Annotated in this window: 14 protein-coding genes; 6 read left to right on the top strand and 8 right to left on the bottom strand. The window is 67.1% G+C overall.

Translation table 11 applies throughout. The annotated features are described in order from the left end of the window. Nucleotides 1–100: 100 nt before the first annotated feature. Genes ACEYYH_RS01435 through ACEYYH_RS01425 form a run of 3 tightly spaced genes read right to left on the bottom strand, consistent with a single transcriptional unit; the run spans nucleotide 101 to nucleotide 3,249 of the window. Complete coding sequence (locus ACEYYH_RS01435; protein WP_374976524.1) at nucleotides 101–937, bottom strand: carbohydrate ABC transporter permease; 837 nt, start codon at nucleotides 935–937, stop codon at nucleotides 101–103. A gap of 1 nt (nucleotide 938) precedes the next feature. After that, nucleotides 939–1,910: a carbohydrate ABC transporter permease gene (locus tag ACEYYH_RS01430; protein WP_374976523.1), complete on the bottom strand. Its 972-nt coding sequence runs from the start codon at nucleotides 1,908–1,910 to the stop codon at nucleotides 939–941. 31 nt (nucleotides 1,911–1,941) lie between these two features. Then, on the bottom strand, nucleotides 1,942–3,249 hold the full coding sequence (locus ACEYYH_RS01425) for an ABC transporter substrate-binding protein (protein WP_374976522.1): 1,308 nt from the start codon (nucleotides 3,247–3,249) through the stop codon (nucleotides 1,942–1,944). Between the two features lie 282 nt (nucleotides 3,250–3,531). Here ACEYYH_RS01425 and ACEYYH_RS01420 point away from each other — a divergent pair, with 282 nt between their 5' ends. Both ACEYYH_RS01420 and ACEYYH_RS01415 read left to right on the top strand, forming a co-directional pair. Beyond that, complete coding sequence (locus ACEYYH_RS01420) at nucleotides 3,532–5,073, top strand: bifunctional 3-(3-hydroxy-phenyl)propionate/3-hydroxycinnamic acid hydroxylase (protein WP_374976521.1); 1,542 nt, start codon at nucleotides 3,532–3,534, stop codon at nucleotides 5,071–5,073. Beyond that, nucleotides 5,070–6,227, top strand: coding sequence for an alpha/beta hydrolase family protein (locus tag ACEYYH_RS01415; RefSeq protein ID WP_374976520.1), 1,158 nt, complete (start codon nucleotides 5,070–5,072; stop codon nucleotides 6,225–6,227). The genes ACEYYH_RS01420 and ACEYYH_RS01415 overlap by 4 nt, the downstream gene beginning before the upstream one ends. A 57-nt stretch (nucleotides 6,228–6,284) precedes the next feature. Here ACEYYH_RS01415 and ACEYYH_RS01410 read toward each other — a convergent pair whose 3' ends face one another. Continuing rightward, entirely contained in the window at nucleotides 6,285–7,604 is a 1,320-nt protein-coding gene (locus ACEYYH_RS01410; RefSeq protein ID WP_374976519.1) for an ROK family protein, read from the bottom strand. A gap of 50 nt (nucleotides 7,605–7,654) precedes the next feature. Between ACEYYH_RS01410 and ACEYYH_RS01405 the strand changes: the two genes are divergently transcribed. Then, nucleotides 7,655–8,206, top strand: a complete 552-nt coding sequence (locus ACEYYH_RS01405; protein ID WP_374978287.1) for a TniB family NTP-binding protein — start codon at nucleotides 7,655–7,657, stop codon at nucleotides 8,204–8,206. A gap of 495 nt (nucleotides 8,207–8,701) precedes the next feature. Here the strand turns inward: ACEYYH_RS01405 and ACEYYH_RS01400 are convergent, their stop codons facing one another. Both ACEYYH_RS01400 and ACEYYH_RS01395 read right to left on the bottom strand, forming a co-directional pair. Beyond that, a complete protein-coding gene (locus ACEYYH_RS01400; protein WP_116194869.1) occupies nucleotides 8,702–9,865 on the bottom strand; it encodes an acyl-CoA dehydrogenase family protein in 1,164 nt (387 codons plus the stop codon). Nucleotides 9,866–10,012: 147 nt separating this feature from the next. Next, nucleotides 10,013–11,356 (bottom strand): M15 family metallopeptidase, encoded by a 1,344-nt coding sequence (locus tag ACEYYH_RS01395; RefSeq protein ID WP_374976518.1) that lies wholly within the window; start codon nucleotides 11,354–11,356, stop codon nucleotides 10,013–10,015. 121 nt (nucleotides 11,357–11,477) lie between these two features. Here ACEYYH_RS01395 and ACEYYH_RS01390 point away from each other — a divergent pair, with 121 nt between their 5' ends. Further along, complete coding sequence (locus ACEYYH_RS01390; RefSeq protein WP_374976517.1) at nucleotides 11,478–12,605, top strand: Rv2578c family radical SAM protein; 1,128 nt, start codon at nucleotides 11,478–11,480, stop codon at nucleotides 12,603–12,605. Between the two features lie 54 nt (nucleotides 12,606–12,659). On the opposite strand, the gene ACEYYH_RS01385 is transcribed toward ACEYYH_RS01390, so the two are convergent. Beyond that, nucleotides 12,660–13,604: an alpha/beta fold hydrolase gene (locus tag ACEYYH_RS01385; protein ID WP_374976516.1), complete on the bottom strand. Its 945-nt coding sequence runs from the start codon at nucleotides 13,602–13,604 to the stop codon at nucleotides 12,660–12,662. A 69-nt stretch (nucleotides 13,605–13,673) separates the two neighbouring features. Between ACEYYH_RS01385 and ACEYYH_RS01380 the strand changes: the two genes are divergently transcribed. Further along, on the top strand, nucleotides 13,674–14,336 hold the full coding sequence (locus tag ACEYYH_RS01380; protein WP_374976515.1) for a TetR/AcrR family transcriptional regulator: 663 nt from the start codon (nucleotides 13,674–13,676) through the stop codon (nucleotides 14,334–14,336). Nucleotides 14,337–14,497: 161 nt separating this feature from the next. Beyond that, the gene (locus ACEYYH_RS01375; protein WP_374976514.1) at nucleotides 14,498–15,775 is read left to right on the top strand and encodes a glycosyltransferase; all 1,278 of its coding nucleotides are present in this window, start codon (nucleotides 14,498–14,500) and stop codon (nucleotides 15,773–15,775) included. Nucleotides 15,776–15,786: 11 nt separating this feature from the next. Here ACEYYH_RS01375 and ACEYYH_RS01370 read toward each other — a convergent pair whose 3' ends face one another. Further along, on the bottom strand, nucleotides 15,787–17,577 hold the full coding sequence (locus ACEYYH_RS01370; RefSeq protein WP_374976513.1) for a DEAD/DEAH box helicase: 1,791 nt from the start codon (nucleotides 17,575–17,577) through the stop codon (nucleotides 15,787–15,789). Nucleotides 17,578–17,739 lie beyond the last annotated feature (162 nt).

Below are 17,739 nucleotides of genomic sequence, written 5' to 3'. Positions count from 1 at the left end.
GTGGATACGCCTGGCGGCGCGTCAGTCCGGTGCGCTGGCGCGGTGTGCGAGTGGGCTCTCCGTCGGACGCGACGTCGGCCCTTATCGGATCGGTCGGTCGTCAGCTCTTGATGCCGCCGGCGAACCCTTGTATGAACTTCCGTTGTGCGAAGACGTAGAAGAGAAGGATGGGAATCATCGAGATGATGATCCCGGCAAAGATGACGTTCCAAGTGGAAACGTTGGCTCCCACGAACCCGTAGATGACGACTGGGAGAGTCGCGTTCTTCGAGCCCGCAAGGAATATGAGAGCCGTGAAGAAGTCGTTCCAGATGATCAGGCCGGCGAGAATGGCGACCGTCCCTGTTGCGGGTCCGAGTAGCGGGAAGATGATCCGAATGAACGTCTGCAGCCGCGACGATCCGTCCATTTGCGCCGCTTCCTCGTACTCACGAGGCAGGGATCGAGTGAACCCGGAATACAGGAATACGGCAAGCGGCATGAGAAGCCCGCTATAGAGGACGATCATTCCGAGTTGCGTCCCCACGAGCCCAACGGATCTCAGCACGACGTAGATCGGGACCATGCCGAGTTGGAACGGCAAGATGATGCCGATCAGGAAGAGGATGTACAGCCCAGTGCTCAACCGTCCCGGAATCCGAGTGATGGTGTAGGCGGCGATCGATCCGAATGCGATCAGAACCACAAGGCTCCCGGCGGTCACGATCACGCTGTTCAGCAATCCCAAGGGGATGTTGCCGGTGGGTGACCCAGCCCAGGCGTCGACGAACGACGCGACCGTTGGCGGGTTGGGTGGCGCGATCGCTGGCGACAAGAATGCGTCGCTATCACCCTTGAGTGCGACATTCACAAGGAAGAAGAACGGGATCATCAGCACGATTGCGAATAGAAGCACCGCGATCTCGAGTGCGAACGTGCGTCCGGAGTACCGGTGCATGTCAGTCCTCCTTCTGTCGCAGCACTAGGACCTGGAGGACCGCCGCGATCGTGATGAGAATGGTGAGGACGAGCGAAAGCGCAGACCCGTAGCCGAACTTTCCGTTCACGAAAGTCTCCTTGTAGACCAGCGTCGCCAGCGTCTGAGTCGCGTTGAAGGGTCCACCGCCTGTGAGCGCAAGCACCTGATCGAAGATCCGCAGGCCTTGGATGAGTGTCAGCGCGGAAGCGATGACGACCGTCGGACGCAGCAGCGGGAAAACGATTCGCCAGAACCGTGTGAACCCTCCAGCGCCATCGACGGCGGACGCCTCCTCCAGCTCCGGCGGTATGTTTGCCAGACCTGCGAGATAGATGACCATCGTGAACCCGATGTTCTGCCAGACGACCACGATCACGATGGTCCAGATCGCCGTGTCGGGATCCCCTAGCCAGGCTGTTGTGCCCTCCAAGCCGGCCCATCGCAGGAACCCGTTCAGTGGGCCGTTCGGCTGAAAGATGAACTTCCATACGAAGGCAACGGCAAGCGGACTAAGCACAACGGGGAGAAAGATCAGGACGCGCAGAAGGTGTCTAAGCCTTAGCTGTCTGTTGAGCGCGACTGCAAGCCCGAGGCCGATCGCGTTGGTGAGAAGCACGAACAGCACCGCGAGGAAGAGCGTGTTCCAAAGGGCCTGCAGCGTCTCGGGTGACTGGAAAGCCGTGACGAAGTTATCGATCCCGACGAAGTTGAACGGGCCAATTCCCCGCCAGTCAGTGAATGCGAACACTGACCCCGCGACAACCCCGAAGTACTGGATTCCGATGGTGAGAACGACGGCGGGCACCGCCCACCACCAGACTGCCACCCTTCGGCCGACCCTCTCGCGGCCCGGGCGCTTCCGACGCGGGAGCCCCGCTCGGTCGGGCCGGTTGCCCGACCCGACCGAGCGCGCCGCTTCGGCTCCGTCAGGCCTCGTAGCCATGGAGCTCATGCGGTTCCCCTTTCGATTCCAGGTGTGCTCGTCAGCCCTGCCAGGCCGCGTCCATCGCCTGCAGAACATCGTCGACAGTGGTCTGCCCCGTGATGAGCCCCTGCACGCCGGTCCCCAGAGCGTCATACACCTCCGTGTTGGGCCACACCAGGTTCGGCAGTGGTGCGTTTCGCTCGGGGTCTGTCAGGTACGTCTCAAGGCTCGCAAATCGATCGGCCACGGGAGTTCCCTCGAGGATGCTGGTGAGCGAGACATTTCCGCTGACCTCGGCGAACGAGTCGAGCTGCTCGGGCTGCATCCAGAACTCCAGCAGCGCCTTAGCGGCATCGACGTGAGGGCTTGCTGCGTTGATCGCCAGCGCGTTCGAAGGCGACGCGAAGAGGAAGGTGTCCTCCGCAGTCTCGCCCGGGAATGCTCCGACCGAGATCTCCGAATCGGGGGCGACGGTGGCGAGGTTCACGGCGATACCGGCAGGCGCGAAGATCCCAAGGATCTTGCCTCCGGCGAACTCGGGTGTGACCGTCTCGGGCGAACCGCCCTCCGCTCCCGGCTGGAAGCAGCCCTGTTCGTTGAGTGTGAGGAAGTCCTCGAGGGCCTGCTTCCACCCGTCCGAGTCCGCGAAGCTCACATCGCCGGCGGCACGCTGCTCGTTCCAATCGGGGTCCTCCGCGTACACCGTGGAGGCTGCGAGTTCCATCGCCACAAGACCGGTGTTGCTGGTCTGGGCGCCTGCGACACCCAGGAGGGAGGTCAGTCCCGCATCGCGAACCGCAGCGCACTGGTCGAGCACCTCATCGAACGTTGTCGCGTACTCCAGACCCGCCGACTCGTAGGCGGTGACGTTGATGACCTGCGAGATCGGTGCAACGTCGACCGGTACGGCGGTCAGCACATTGTCGGAGTAGTAGAGCTCGTGGGAGCTCTCCGGAATCGATGAGGTCGCCCAGTCTTCGCCGGACAGATCCACGAGCTGACCGGCTTCGGCGAACGGACCCAACGCGTTGAAGGACCCGTTGCCCGGCGAGCCCCAAACGACATCGGGTGCGTTGCCTGCCTGGAACTGAGTGCGAATCGTCTTGTAGTAGTCCTCGGTCGGAATCTCCTGGAGTTCCACCGTGATGTTCTGGTCGTTGGACTCGTTGAATGCGGTGATGACGTCTTCGTAGGCGCTGTCTTCGCCAAAGCGAGTCTCGGTTGCCAGCGTGATGGTGACGGGTTCACCCTCTCCGCCGTTATCGTCGGTTCCTCCGGGTGCGCAGCCGGCGAGCACTGTCGCTGCGGCAACGGAGGGAATGGCGAGGGTAGCGACCAACAGCGGCCGCCGGTTCTTCTGCCTCATGCTGTGATGCCTTTCTGACTTCGTTGTCTGGCTCGGGGCCGAGCCGGGGGCCGTCGGATGCGGGCCCGCAGTCGTATATCATTGCGCATACTTGTGCTTCTGCGCAACAGAAGATGCTCATCGACAAACGTTGACTCCGACGTTAGGCGCAGAAAACGAACCAACAGGGCTCACCCGTGCCGCATGGTTGCGGCACTTGTGATTCTGTGAGACAAAAGACTTTGCCCCCTCTCGCAGTGATGCAAGCGGATCCGGGTCGCTCTACCCGACAAGGAGTCCAACATGGATGTTGCCACCTACGATGTCGCAGTCATTGGCTATGGGCCCACGGGCATCTCGGCCGCCGGCCTCCTCGGCAAGGCAGGGCATCGAGTAATCGTCATCGAACGGTGGCCTACGCTCTACGGGCTTCCCCGACTGACGCATATCGATGACCAGACCGCGAGAACCCTCCAGGAGATATGCGACATCGATGCCGCGATGGCGGACTCGTCGCCCACTGTGTACGAGTGGGTGAACGGTCAGGACCAACCGCTTCTCTTCATCCCAACTCACGAGGGCGATCAGGGGTATCCCGAGCACAACTCCATCTACCAGCCCGACATCGAGGACGCACTCGACCGGAGACTTCGTACGCTCTCGAACGTTGACATCCGTCAGGGCTGGGTCGTCACGCACATTGCGCAGTCGGACACCGACGTCGAGATCACAATCGCTCCGTTTGTGGATCGACAGCCCGACCTTTCTCAGGCCCAGACGGTCCACGCGCGATACGCGATCGGCGCGGACGGGAACCGGAGCATGGTGCGCGAAGCAATGGAAACCAGCATGACCGTCTACGACTTCAACGAGACATGGGTGACCTTCGACGCCGAGTGGTTGCGGCCAATGCCCGAGAAGTTCTCAATCGCGAAGCAGTACTGTGACCCTCGCCGCGGGCACATGTTCATGGGCATCGGACACAACCGTCAGCGATTCGAATTCGCGATCCTGCCTAGCGAGGATCCCGAACAGTACGCCGACATCTCTGCAGGCTGGGCGTGGCTTGAGAAAACTCACGGTCTCACCCAGGCGGACCTGCGGCCGCTGCGCTACCTGCGCTACAGCTTTACCGGCCGTGTCGCAGACAAGTGGCGCAAGGGGCGAGTCTTCATCGCCGGGGACGCCGCACACACAATGCCCCCGTATCTCGGCCAGGGCGCTTGCTCGGGGATTCGCGACTCGGCCAACCTCGCGTGGAAGCTCGATCTCGTCCTGAAAGGGAGGGCCGATGAAACCCTGTTGGACACGTACGAGTCTGAACGGCGACCGCATGCCGACTTCGTAGTGCAATCAGCGATCGCGCTCGGTCGGGTTGCGAACACAACCGACCCGGTCGCGGCAGCCGCGCGAGACCGATCCTTCTTCGACGGAACCGCGGAAGGACCGGCACCCTTCCCCAGGCTCGTTGGGCCTGCGTTGCATGGTGACTCCGCGTCGGGCGTGATGGCTCCGCAGGGCGACGTCGTCGTGGGCGGACGTCGCGGGCGCGGCGACGATCTTCTCGGCACCGGGTTTCGACTGATCACTTTCCGCTCCGTGATCGACGCCCTCGATGACGGCGAGCTCGCGACCCTGAAAGCAATAGGCGCTCAGATCGTCGATCTTGACCAAGTGGAAGACGTGAGCAACCGATACACCGGATGGTTGAAGTCAATCGGTGCGGTCGCCGCTCTGGTTCGCCCGGATCACATTGTCTACGGCGCTGGGGACGCGACCGAAGTCGGTCCCCTTATCGCGAGCGTGCACGAGGCCTTCCAGTTGCGGGAGACCGCGGTCGCATGATCGACAAGCCGATGCCTCGGCGCGGTGTCGTCGGACGGGGGGGAGCGCTCCCCTCACTCGAAAGCTTGAGTGGCGAACCCCGTGAGTGGCATGCATCACTTCCCTACACGCGCCTGACCGACTACGGAATGGATGCCGCGGATGCGCGAGAGCTTCTCTGGCGAACCGCGCGCGACGAGGAATGGGTCTCGGTCGCAGCCGAGATCGGACACCGCCAATTGGTGCGCGCCAACGAAGCAGGCGCAAGCGGGACGGCGGCGACACAACTGGCTGCAATTCGAGCTGGCGCCGCGGCGATCAACGTTGCTCAGATTGTCATCAACCAGGACACTGCCCGTAAACGCGCGCTCTACCGCGAATTTCAGGACGCAGTGGGGCGTTACGCCCAGCTGAAGGGCGGCATCGAAAGAGTCTCGCTACCTTACGGCGACGGAGTCGTCGAGGGCTGGCTCATACTTCCCCCCAGCGCTCCCTCCGGAGCGGTAGCGGTATGGGGTGGGCTGAGCGGATGGGGAGCCGCGTACCTCGCAGTCGGCGAGGCGCTGGCTGCACGCGGACTTGCTTGCCTCCTGGCAGAAGGCCCTGGGCAAGGATCCACGCGCCTCGAGTCCCACATTTATGCCTCAGAGAACACGCTGGCGGGTTACCGCCGATTCGTGGACTTTCTCGAGACCGATTCACGGACGTCGGGACTGCCCGTCGGAATCTACGGCAACAGCATCGGTGGGATGCTCGCGGCACGTGTCTGCGCGGCCGACACCCGCGTGCGGGCCTGCGCAGTGAACTGCTCACCTGTGGCCGCTGACCTGCCCGACGCCGTCGGACCCCGCGAACAGTTCCTGGCGTTCCTCGGCCTGGCGGACGGCGGAGACCACTCCAGCGACCTCATTCGAGGTCTCCACTTTCTGCCTAAGCGACACCGACTGCGCTCGCCCCTTCTGGTGCTGCACGGCGGCGCTGACCAGTTGGTCACGCAGCAAGACGCGGCGGCATACCTCGAGGCAGTCCGCGACATCGACGCAGCTGAGCTGGTGCACTGGCCAGACGGCGAACACACCCTCTACAACCACAGCGTGGAGCGAAATGAAGTGGTTGCAGACTGGTTTCGCGAGCAACTTCTCCGCCCTGGGAGTCTAGAGAGCCTGGCAGGTTGACCGCGGTTCCATCGCGCCGGGTCCGGAGCGCCTCCGATCAACGCGCTCTCGACCTCCCTATGCCGGGTTTCTGCGAAGGCGAGCGCTATAGACAGCTTCGAGGTTCGCGCGCGGAGACCCCTGAGGCAGCCAAGTCACCATCGCCTCGTGCTGGAAGATGCGTTCCGCGACGAGCCGGCCGGCGCCAATCCGTCCGATCTCATGCTCGGCGACAGCCGGAATGATTCGAAGGTCGCGCAACGCCAAGGGAAGGCTCCGCCGATACACAACCCGTCGCACGGCCGCCAAGAAAAGGTCCCCTGTGCTGGCGATGGACCCGCCGATCGCAACGGCAGACGGATTGAAGAAGTTGACTAGCGAAGCGAGCATCTCGCCCACGACGCGGCCCGACCGACTTACAAGATCGATGCACGTCGGATCCCCATTCAGTGCCCCCTCCGCGATATCCGCAGGCTGGACATAGCCCCGACGCTCGACGATCCGCGCGAGAAACTGGCTCTCACCACTGGATGCGGCGACTTCGCCATCGCGGGCGAGCGCCCATCCGCCCGCTATCGCTTCCAGGCACCCCCGCTGACCGCAACGACATACCACCTCGTTTCGATCAGCGACCGCGATATGACCCACATCACCGGCCGCACCGTTAGCACCGCGGTGCACGTGGCCCTCAGAGATCAGACCGGCCCCGATACCGGTTCCTACCTTCACGTAGAGGATGTTGTCCGTCTCAGCGAAGTTGTGCTGGTCCCACGCCCCCAGCGCATACAGCTCGCCCAAGGCCTTGAGGTTCGCCTCGTTGTCGACGAACACCGGGGCACCGTAGCGGTCCTCCATCCAGGCACGAATGTTGAAGAGGTGCCACCCGGGCATGATCGGCGGTGCGATCGGTCGTCCGGACCCAAAGTCGACGGGCCCCGGAATTCCGACCGCGATTCCCCAGATCGGGACGCCCTCCTCAAGCATCCCGTCCAGCAACTCACTGACAAAGGCCATAGATTCATCCGGACCTCGCGTGAGGTCCCACTCCGCATGGCCTTCACGGACGACGCTCTGAGCAAGATCCATGATGGCGACACCTACGTGGAGCGTGCCGAACTCGATTGCAACGAACCGCCCCAATTGGCCGGAGAATCGCAAATGCCTCGGCTGTCGGCCACCCGTCGAACGACCGAGTTCACCCTCAGCGAGGTACCCCATTTCGATCGCCTGGTCGACTCGCTGTGTGACGATCGTGCGGCCGAGCGCCGACACCTGCCCCAGCGTCGGTCGCGTCGTCGCTTCGCCCGTCCGCACGAGATTGATGAGCGTCACCAACGGCTCGATCTGCTCCGGCGCCAGCGGCCTGGCCGGCGAATACTCAGCCGACAAGTTCTGCATCCTCCCAAGGATATGTACACCATGGCCAAAAGTCATCTTCAGGAGAGCACATCGATCGTGCTCAAATCAACCGTCACGTCTATCCCGTGCTCATCATGCGCCAGAGGGTGAGACCTACATCACCTTCGCGACGGAGAGCTGACGTTGGATACTCGAGCAATCCGGTGACCAGGACCATGACGCTGGAGGAGCGCACGCAGCTCGTACTGCGCCACCTGCGCGAAGGACGAACAAGCCTCGTGGTCATCGACGAGATGCAGAACCTCGCCGCCGTCACTCGGTCCAACTTCGAGTCGGCGCAGGCAATCAAGAACCTGATGAATGGAGTCCACGCGGTCCCCATGTACGTGGGAATCAACCTCGAACGCACCTCGGTGACCGAGGGAGACTTGGGCCTTCAGTTCGCTGCGCGGTCGACGCTCGTGAAGCTCGGCGGACTCGGATATGAAACCGCGGCGGACCGCAGCCTGTGGAAGGGATCATCTGCTCCTTCGAGGAGCAGATCAACCTCTTCGCGCACCCTCCGAAGACGCTCCTGCCGCACGCGGAACTCCTCTGGAGACGGACTGGAGGCTCCATCGGCGCCCTGTCCCGACTCCTGACCACGGCAGCCCTCGAACTCATCGCTGACTTCCCCAGGAAAGCGGTATCGCGATTTGCGCGAAGTCCGTCACTCCTGCTCACTGACGTGGATAGAGAGCCTGCCCGAGTGCCTTTTCAAGTCTGGCGGTCGTCCGTAAGTCCGGCCACGAGGAGCCAGTGAGAATAGCCCTCACCGACCCCTCGTCCACGTCGGCCTCTCGGGCAATCGAACGGATGCTTCGGTCGCCGATAGCCACACGAAGGTTCAGCGCGAAGCGACGAGCAACTTCACCTGCGCTGTCTGTCGAAGGCTGGTCCGGCCAAGAGGCAGTGAGTTGCGCCGGCGTCGGCCGATTCTTCATGGGCATCTCTCGGGCCCTCCCAGACAATCACTGCCGCGATCCCAGTGTTTCCATGGATCAACTACGTGATTTGGATCAAGTTGGATTTGCTGGATCAACTTCGATGGATCATTGGATCAACTTGGATGCTGTCTCACAGTTATCGAGTGAGCGTCAGCGCTTGCCCACGATCTGGCGCGAGACGAGGTCGCGCATGATCTCGTTGGTGCCGCCGTAGATCCGGTGCACGCGTGCGTCGAGGTAGGCGCGGGCGATCGGGTACTCGGTGATGTAGCCGTAGCCGCCGTGCAGCTGCACGCCGACGTCGAGGAGCTCGGCCTCGCGGTCGGTCGTCCAGAACTTGACCTTCGCGGCCTCTTCGGCGGTGAGCTTCTCGTCCTTGTAGAGCATCATCGCGCGGTCGACGTACGCCCACATCACGTCGACGGTCGTTGCCATGTCGGCGAGCTTGAAGCGGGTGTTCTGGAAGTCGGCGATGCGCTCCCCGAACGCCTCGCGGCTGAGCACGTAGTCGCGGGTCCACGCGAACGCCGCCTCGCCGGCCGCGGCCGCAGCGACACCGATCGACAGGCGCTCGAGCGGCAGGTTCATCATGAGCTGGATGAAGCCGAGGCCCTCCTTGCCACCGATGAGGTTCTCCTCGGGCACGAAGACGTCGGTGAACGACAGCTCGGCGGTGTCCCAGCCGTGGAAGCCCATCTTCTCGAGCTTCTTGCCGTGGTCGAAGCCCTGCATGCCGTCCTCGAGGATCAGCAGGCTGAAGGCGTCGGGGCGGTTGCCCTCGCCGGTCTTCACGAACGTCACGACCATGTCGGCCGTCTTGCCCGACGAGATGAACGTCTTCGCGCCGTTGACGATGTAGCCGCCCTCGACGCGCTTCGCCGTGGTCTTGATGCCGCGCAGGTCGCTGCCCGCGCCGGGCTCGGTCATCGCGAGGGCGCCGAGGATCTCGCCGGTCGCCATGCCCGGGAGCCACTTCTCCTTCTGCTCCTGCGTGCCCATGTGCACGATGTACGGCACGGCCAGGTCGTCCTGGATGCCCAGGGCACCGGCGAGCGAGCCGAGGCCGGCGCCGATCGTCTCTTCGAGCACGATCGAGCGGAAGCGATAGTCCTGCAGCATGCCGGCGCCGCCGAACTCCTCGGGCACCGACAGGCCGATGATGCCGGCCTCGCCCGCGGCGAGCATGGTCGCGCGGTCGATCTCGCCGGCGGCGTCCCACTGCTTGCGCTTCTCGTCCGACGCGTAGCGCTTGACGAACTCCTTGACGACGTCGCGGAACGCCTCGTGGTCCTCGTCGTAGATCTCGCGCTCCATGATGCGCCTTCCTCTCGTCTTCGAGTCTGGGGAGATGCGGCCCCGGTGGAATTGCATCTCACCTTCAATGGTACTCAGTTTCAGCCTTCACGGATGCCTCGACCCCGCGGCATCCGTGATCCGCCAGAGTAGTGCCGACGCCCGACGTCAGCCGAGATAGTCGGGAGCCGGGTCGAGGGCGAAGAACTCCTCGAGGGAGGTCCAGCCGCCGTCATGATAGGCCTTCGCGAGCTCGGGGCCGATGTAGCGGAGATGCCACGGCTCGGGGAGGTAGCCGGTCACGGGCGTGGCTCCGTCGGTGTAGCGGACGATCCACCCGTGCTCCCACGCGTGCTCGGCGACGAACCGGCCCTGCGGCGTCGCGGCGAGCTGGTCGAGCGTGCCGCACGAGCCGGCGCACGCGACGATGTCGGCACCGAGGCCGAGCTGGTGCTCGCTGTACCCGGGTCGCGCGCTGACCTGGTCGGCTCGGTCGCCTCTCTCGGCGAAGTGGCGCCCATACGTCTGCTGCTGGGTCTGGTACGAGCGGAACCCGCTCTCGAGCGCGATCTCACCCGCTCCGGCGTTGCGGGCCGCGGTGACGAGGGAGGCGAGAGCGGATGCCGCGTCCGAGCGCAATGCGCCGCCCTCGATGTTGCGCACCCCGTCGGGGAGCACGAGAGCACTGGGGCGGTAGTCGATCGGATTGGCCGGCCGGATCTTGTCTATGACGGTCCAGACGCGCGCCGAGTCGCCGAGGTCCACGCAGGGGGCACGCCCCTCGACCACGGCGGCGCGGAACGCCTCACCGCCGCCCGCTGCGACGATCGCGGCTTCGTCGTCGCCGCGCTGCACGGCGGCGGCGACGTCGGGGAGGGCGCAGATGTCGGCCGCCGGGGGGGATTCCTCGACCTGGGGGACGGGGAGCTGCTCGACCTCGGGCAGTTCCGCCTTCATCGTCAGCGCGGCATCGGTGCCCGCGGCCTGCGGCTCGGACGGGAGCATCATCGCGGTCATCGCCGCGGATCCGAGCAGCAGCGCGGCGCCGGTGGCGAGCCCGGCGACCATGATCAGCCGCTTGGTCAGCCGGCGCGGTCGCGCGTGGCGGACAGGCTGTGCACCCTGGTCGACGTCGAGCAGTCCGTCGGCGCGCGCCGCCCGGCGCTCGCTGACGACGGGCCGGGGTGAGCGGACCGCCCGGCGGCGCCCGCGGACCCGCGCGTCGGGGACGTGGTGCGGCGTCGAGTCGCTGCGCTCGGGAGCGGCGCCCGTCGGGCGGAGTTCGAGCGGCAGCGTCGACGGCGCGCCCGCTGCGATCGACCCGGGCACGAAGTCGTCGCTGGGCAGCTCGAACGCCAGGAGGTCGTCGGCGGGAGCGGCGTCGGCAGCACCGGCGGCCGGGGCGGCCCCCGCCGCGCGGGCACGCCTCTCAGCCTCCTCGCGCATCGCTCGGGCGGCGCGACGAGTCTCGGGGGCGGCTCGGGGGGTAGCGAGCCGGCCAGGCTCCGTCACGTCTGCCATTCTGACCCGTGACGGCCCGTTTTGGCCAGGCAAGCGACATCCGTCTCGTTGATGTTCTAGACACCGCAGCGCGAAGCTTGACTTAAGTTCGAACTTTTGTTCTCATAGGTGGATGCGGTGGCAAGGTCAGGAACTGGGCGTGGCGGATGCCGCAGCCCTGCCCGGCCTCGAACAGCTCAACGGTCTGGTGCGCTCGGTCACGACCCCCGAGTTCGCCGGCGTCACATTCCACGAGGTGCTCTGCAAGTCCGCCCTCAACCACGTGCCGAGCGCGTCGGCGATGCCCTTCGACTGGACCGTGAACCCGTATCGCGGGTGCTCCCATGCATGCGTCTACTGCTTCGCCCGGGGCACCCACGAGTACCTCGAGCTCGATGCGGGGCGGGATTTCGACACGCAGGTCGTGGTGAAGGTGAACGTCGCCGAGGTGCTCGAGAAGGAGTTGCGGCGGGGCAGCTGGCAGCATGAGCCGGTCATGCTCGGCACGAACACCGATCCGTATCAGCGGGCGGAAGGGCGTTACAGGCTGATGCCCGGGATCGTGTCGGCCCTGACCGAGTCGGGCACGCCGTTCTCGATCCTCACGAAGGGCACGCTGCTGCGGCGGGATCTGCCACTGCTGAAGGATGCTGCCGACCAGGTGCACGTGACGCTCGCGATGTCGATCGCGGTGTTCGACGACGAGCTGCAGCACCTCATCGAGCCGGGCACGCCCAATGCGACCGCGCGCCTCGAGACGGTGCGGGCGGCGACGGAGGCGGGGTTCCGCGTCACGGTGTTCCTGATGCCGATCATCCCGCACCTCACCGACTCGATCGCTGCGATCGACCACGCGCTCGCTCGCATCAAGGCGGCGGGAGCGGTGCGGGTCGTGTACGGCGCGCTGCACCTGCGGCCCGGGGCCAAGCAGTGGTTCCTCGAGTGGCTCGCCGAGCGGCACCCCGAACTCGTGTCGTCGTATCGCGGACTCTATCCGGGCGCGACGGCGTACGCGCCGAAGGCCTACCGCTCCTGGCTCGCGAAGCGGGTGCGTCCGCTCCTGCGCGTGCACGGCCTCGACGGACAGGCCGAGGAAGAGAATCCGCGCGGCGCGCCCGTGGCGGGTCTCGCCGATCGCGCCGACGCGCGCAGCGCGCCGCCGATCGTCGTGACGTCGCGGGGACGCGCCGGCGCCACGTCATTGCGAGCGGCATCGTCGCGGTCGACACCCGGGGCCGAGGCATCCGGTCGCCTCTTCTGAGTCGCACCCGCCGGCGGGCGGCGTCGTCGCTCGAGGGCCGATGTTCGCGGGCCGTTACGCCGCGACGGCGCTGAACTCCTCGACCGGCCCGACCTCGACCGGCGCGACCTCGGCCGCGAGACCGCGCGTTGCCACCGCGCGCGAGGCCCGCACGTGCTCCAGCACGGCGTCGAGCACCGCGTCGTCGGTGAGGATGCGGTTGTGCCCGAGGCCCGTCGTCGCGAGCATCTCCGACCCCGGATTCGCGGCGACGATCCGGCCCGCCTCGTCGAACGGCACGACGCGATCGCCGTGGTCGTGAACAGCAAGGAGCGGCACTCCGGCCGGGAGCGGGCGCCGCACCGTCGACAGCCACGCGAACGGGTCGGGCTCTCCGGGGAAGTACCGGCTCGCGAAGAGCTCGCGCATGCTCGCTGCGACCGTGTCGGGGTAGCCGAGGATGCCCTGGAACTGGCTCAGCAGCAGGTCGGCGTCCGCGGGCGCGGCGATGGTCGCGACGCGCGCGGCATCGACGCCGCCGGCGACGCCGACGAGCGTTGCGAGCCCCCCGAACGAGTGCCCGATCATCGCCTCGAATGCGCCGTGACGCTCCTGAAGAGCGGCGAACACACCGAGCCAGTCGACGAGATACGTGCGCCGACCACCCGACGCGCCGTGGGCAGGCGCGTCGAACGAGACGACCCGGTACCCCTCGGCCACGAGCTCGCGCACGAGCAACGAGAACTGACTGGCGCGCCCGTTCCAGCCGTGCGACAGCACGACGGTGCGCGGGCCATGGCCCCACTCGTAGGTGTCGACGTCGACACCCCGGCGGGCGATCCCCGGGATGCGCACCGTGCCCAGGCGGGCGCGCAGCATCGTGGCCTCGTCATCGGCGTGCACGGGACGCGGCTTCGCGACGTGACCGAAGAGTGGCATGGCCACGGCGGCTCCCCACCGCGGCGAGAGGGCGGCCGCGGTACGAACGGAGGTGCCGGCGGCGGCGAGTGCGAGATTCATGGTGCTCCGATCAGAGAATACGAACGATCGTACTTATGAACACGAACGATCGTACGGTAATCTCGAGGCGTGACACAAGCCCCCATCGATCGACGCCGCCTGCGAGGCGATGAATCGCGGCGCGCCGTGCTCTCGTACGCGGTCGACACCGCGACGGTCGATGGCCTCGACGGCCTCACGATCGGGCGGCTGGCGGATGCCTCGGGGCACAGCAAGAGTGGCATCGCGACCCTCTTCGGCTCGAAGGAGCAGCTGCAGCTCGCCGTCGTCGCCGCTGCCCGTGAGGTGTTCATCGATCGCGTGGTCGCACCAGCCCGCGCGCGAACCCCCCGCGGCCTCGTCCGTGTGTGCACCCTCCTCTGCGATTGGCTGGGCTACTCGCGCGATCGCGTGTTCCGTGGCGGATGCTTCTTCGCCGCAGCATCCGTGGAATTCGACGCCAAGCCGGGCGTCGTCCGCGACGCGATCGTGGCGGCGTCGAGCGAGTGGGAGGACTACCTCACGGTGAGCATCGAGTACGCGATGGCCGCCGGGGAGCTGCCCCTCCTCGACGACGCGCGGCAGCTCACGTTCGAGATGGTGTCGTTCCTCGAGGCCGCGAACACCCGCTCGCTGCTCCACACGAGCGAAGAGCCGTACCGCCGCGCGGAGGTCGCGCTCCGCGCGCGTCTCACCTCCCTGGGCGGCGACCCCGACGTCATCGCCACGATCAGCGCCCAGCCCGCCGCCTGACCCGGCGCCCACGCGCCGCATCGGCCCGCCGAAGCGGGGGATTCCCGCCGAAACAGAGGGCGACATCCCCGGTCTCGGCCGAAGTCCCCTGGCTCGGCGACGCACCCTGCTGCACGCGAGGCCCCTGGTGCGTCCTCCCCAGGTTGCGACACGATGTCCCAATGACCCGATTCCTTGTGACGGCGATGCCCTTCACCGGGCATGTCACGCCGTTGCGGGCGGTCGCGCAACAGCTCGTCGCACGCGGCCACGACGTGCGGTTCTACACCGGCGGTGCGTTCCGTGAAGGGGTCGAGGCATCCGGAGCCGTCCTCGTGCCGTGGCGCGAAGCACCCGACTTCGACGAGAACGATCTGCGCGCGACGTTCCCTCGACTCGAGGGCCGCAAGGGCCTCAGGCAGGTCTTCCTGAACCTCGAAGACGTCATGATCAACACCGCCCCGGCGCAGGTCGCCGATCTGCAGGCCGAGTGGGATCGCGAGCCCTGGGACGCGCTCGTCACCGACGACACCTCCATCGGAGCAGCGCTCTTCGCCGACAGGTCCGGCTGCCCGCGCGCGACGATCGCCGTGCTGCCGCTTCACCTCACGAGCCGGCAGGGGCCGCCGAGCGGCATGGGCCTCACGCCGGGCCGCAACTCCGTCACGAAGACACGGGATGCTGCGCTCCGTGGCATCGCGCCGCTCGCGATGCGACCGCTGACCAAGCCGATCGTGCGTGCGCGAGTCGCGGTCGGCCTGCCGCCCGCCCCGCTGACGTTCGAGCAGACGGCGCTGTCGCCCCAGCGCATCCTCGCCAGCGGATCGCCGTCGCTCGACTTCGCCCGCACCGACCGTCCCGCGCACCTCGACTTCGTCGGCCTCCTCGCCGCGCCGCCTTCCGCGCCAGGGCCCCTCCCCGACTGGTGGGGCGACCTCGACGGCCGCACCGTGGTGCACGTCACGCAGGGCACGCAGAACATCGACCCCACCGACCTCATCCGCCCCGCACTCGAGGCACTGGCCGACCGCGATGTGCTCGCCGTCGTGTCGACGGGCGTGCGCGGTCGCGACGAGCTGCCGTTCCCCGTCCCGGCGAACGCACGCGTCGCGGGATTCCTCCCTTATGACGCGCTCCTCCCCCGCACCCACGTCGTCATCACCAACGGCGGCTGGGGCGGCACCCTGTCCGCCCTCAGCCACGGCATCCCCCTCGTCATCGCCGGCGGCGACCTGGACAAACCCGAGATCGCGGCGCGCGTGGCGTGGACGGGCACGGGCGTCGACCTCCGCACCGGTACGCCCACACCAGCCCAGGTGGCCGCGGGTTTCGAGCGCGCCTCGACAGATCGGACGATGACGGATGCTGCGACCCGCATCGCCGCCGAGCTCAGGTCACTCGGGGGAGCGCCGCGCGCCGCCGAACTCCTCGAAGGGTTCGTGGCCCAGTCGGGGCGGTGAGCGACGTGACGTCAGCGCCCGGCGAGCTCCTCCAGCAGGTCATCGCCGGGGCGCACGTCGTCGAACGGCGCCTCGATGTCGGCGCGCTCGAGCAGGTCGGCGAGGCGCTCGCGCCGCGCGCGCGTCACCAGCGTGACGACGGTTCCCGAGCGCCCGGCGCGGCCGGTGCGGCCGGACCGGTGCAGATACGTCTTGTACTCGTCGGGCGCGTCGGCCTGGACCACGAGATCGATGTCGTCGACGTGGATGCCGCGGGCCGCGACATCCGTCGCCACCAGCACGTCGATGCGCCCCGAGGTGAGCTTCTCGAGGTTGCGCGTGCGGCGGGCCTGGTCGAGGTCCCCATGCAGCGCCAGCGCACGAATGCCGACCTCGTCGAACTGCTCGGCGAGCATCTCGGCGAACGCCCGCGTGCGGGTGAACACCAGCGTCTTTCCCGGGCGGTCGACGAGCGAGCGCAGGATGTCGCGCTTGTCGCGGTGGTCGACGACGAGCACGCGGTGATCGATCGTCCCGGACTGCTGTGTCTCGCCCGCGACCTCGTACACCGCCGGCTCGCTGAGGAACTCGCCGACCAGCGACGACACCTCCCCGTCGAGCGTCGCCGAGAACAGCAGCCGCTGCGCGTCGCGGGGCGTGCGGCGCATGATGCGCTGCACCGGCTCGAGGAAGCCGAGCTCGCACATGTGATCGGCCTCGTCGAGCACGGCGACGCGCACCTGCGAGAGATCGAGCGCGCGCGACTCGACGAGGTCTTCGATGCGCCCCGGCGTGCCGATGACGATGTCGATGCCCTTCTTCAGCGCGCCGAGCTGCCGCGCCTTGGGCACACCGCCGTAGATCTGGGTGGTGAACAGGCCGACGCTGCGCGCGATCGGCTGGATCGTCGCGTCGATCTGCAGCGCCAGCTCGCGCGTGGGCGCAAGGATCAGCGCGCGCGGCGGCCGGCCGAACTCGCGATTCTGCCCCGCTTGCGACCGCAGCACGCTCTCCACGAGCGGCGCTCCGAACGCGATGGTCTTGCCCGACCCGGTGCGCCCGCGCGCGAGCACGTCGCGACCGTCGAGGATCGCGGGGATCGTCGCCGCCTGGATGGGGAACGGATGCTGCGCCCCCAGCTCCGCGATCGTCTTGACGATGTTCTGTCCGAGGCCGAGATCGGCGAAGGTCGCACCTTCGACCGCGGCAGGTGCGACCGCGTCGGCCTGCAGCCGGTCGTGCACGATGTCACGGCGAGCGGACTCGTCCCGGCGCGGCGTCGCGTCCCGGCGCGGCGCGAATCCTCCCCGGGGCGCAGCATCCCTGCGCACGCCCGAGTCCCGGCGAGGCGCCGCATCGCGACGCGGCTCAAGATCCCTACGCGCGCCGGAATCCCGGCGCGGCGCCGCGTCCCGGCTCGCCGCATCCCGGCGGGGGGCCGCATCCCGGCTCGCCGCATCCCGGCGGGGGGCCGCATCCCGGCGCGGAGTCTCGGTGCGTCCCGGGTCGCGGCGGTCGTCGCGGTCACGCCCTGGGCGCCCGCGGTCGTCCCGCGTGTGCGTCCGGATCGCCCGCGCCTCGTCGCGGCCCGCGCGTTCCTGCTCCGTCCAGCGGCGCTTCGGGGCCGCAGCATCCGTGGATTCCGTGCGGTGTCCGCGGTGCCCGGCACTGCGGCTCCCGGGCTTCCCCGCCGACGACTCGCCGGGTCGGCGCTTGCCGTCCTGACCGTCGCGACCCTCGCTCGCCGCACGGTATTTGGGGTTGTACCGCGGGTCGAAGTTCTTCGCCGCGCGGCCTCCGCCGGGCTTCTTGTTCTTGGGCATCCGGCTCCTCCAGGTGCGGGTCAGCGGCACCCGCACGCCGTCCACCCGGCGCGGCGCGTGAACCGGCGTGTCCAGCGTACCGGGCATCGTGCGTGCGCCACGGAGACCCTATATACCATCGACCAGCGCTTTCCCGGCTCTACGGGATACAGTTTCGGTAAG

The organism is Microbacterium trichothecenolyticum (genome assembly GCF_041938625.1).
Classification (GTDB): domain Bacteria; phylum Actinomycetota; class Actinomycetes; order Actinomycetales; family Microbacteriaceae; genus Microbacterium; species Microbacterium trichothecenolyticum_D.
Note: the sequence above shows the minus strand (reverse complement) of the source record. Positions and strands in the feature narration are given on the sequence as shown.

Excerpts from the sequence above, each read along its gene's own strand:
- ACEYYH_RS01415 (WP_374976520.1), top strand. The coding sequence starts at position 5,070 with ATGATCGACAAGCCGATGCCTCGGCGCGGTGTCGTCGGACGGGGGGGA.
- ACEYYH_RS01420 (WP_374976521.1), top strand. The coding sequence starts at position 3,532 with ATGGATGTTGCCACCTACGATGTCGCAGTCATTGGCTATGGGCCCACG.
- ACEYYH_RS01370 (WP_374976513.1), bottom strand. The coding sequence starts at position 17,577 with ATGCCCAAGAACAAGAAGCCCGGCGGAGGCCGCGCGGCGAAGAACTTC.
- ACEYYH_RS01430 (WP_374976523.1), bottom strand. The coding sequence starts at position 1,910 with ATGAGCTCCATGGCTACGAGGCCTGACGGAGCCGAAGCGGCGCGCTCG.
- ACEYYH_RS01425 (WP_374976522.1), bottom strand. The coding sequence starts at position 3,249 with ATGAGGCAGAAGAACCGGCGGCCGCTGTTGGTCGCTACCCTCGCCATT.
- ACEYYH_RS01375 (WP_374976514.1), top strand. The coding sequence starts at position 14,498 with ATGACCCGATTCCTTGTGACGGCGATGCCCTTCACCGGGCATGTCACG.
- ACEYYH_RS01400 (WP_116194869.1), bottom strand. The coding sequence starts at position 9,865 with ATGGAGCGCGAGATCTACGACGAGGACCACGAGGCGTTCCGCGACGTC.
- ACEYYH_RS01385 (WP_374976516.1), bottom strand. The coding sequence starts at position 13,604 with ATGAATCTCGCACTCGCCGCCGCCGGCACCTCCGTTCGTACCGCGGCC.
- ACEYYH_RS01410 (WP_374976519.1), bottom strand. The coding sequence starts at position 7,604 with ATGCAGAACTTGTCGGCTGAGTATTCGCCGGCCAGGCCGCTGGCGCCG.
- ACEYYH_RS01390 (WP_374976517.1), top strand. The coding sequence starts at position 11,478 with ATGCGGTGGCAAGGTCAGGAACTGGGCGTGGCGGATGCCGCAGCCCTG.
- ACEYYH_RS01435 (WP_374976524.1), bottom strand. The coding sequence starts at position 937 with ATGCACCGGTACTCCGGACGCACGTTCGCACTCGAGATCGCGGTGCTT.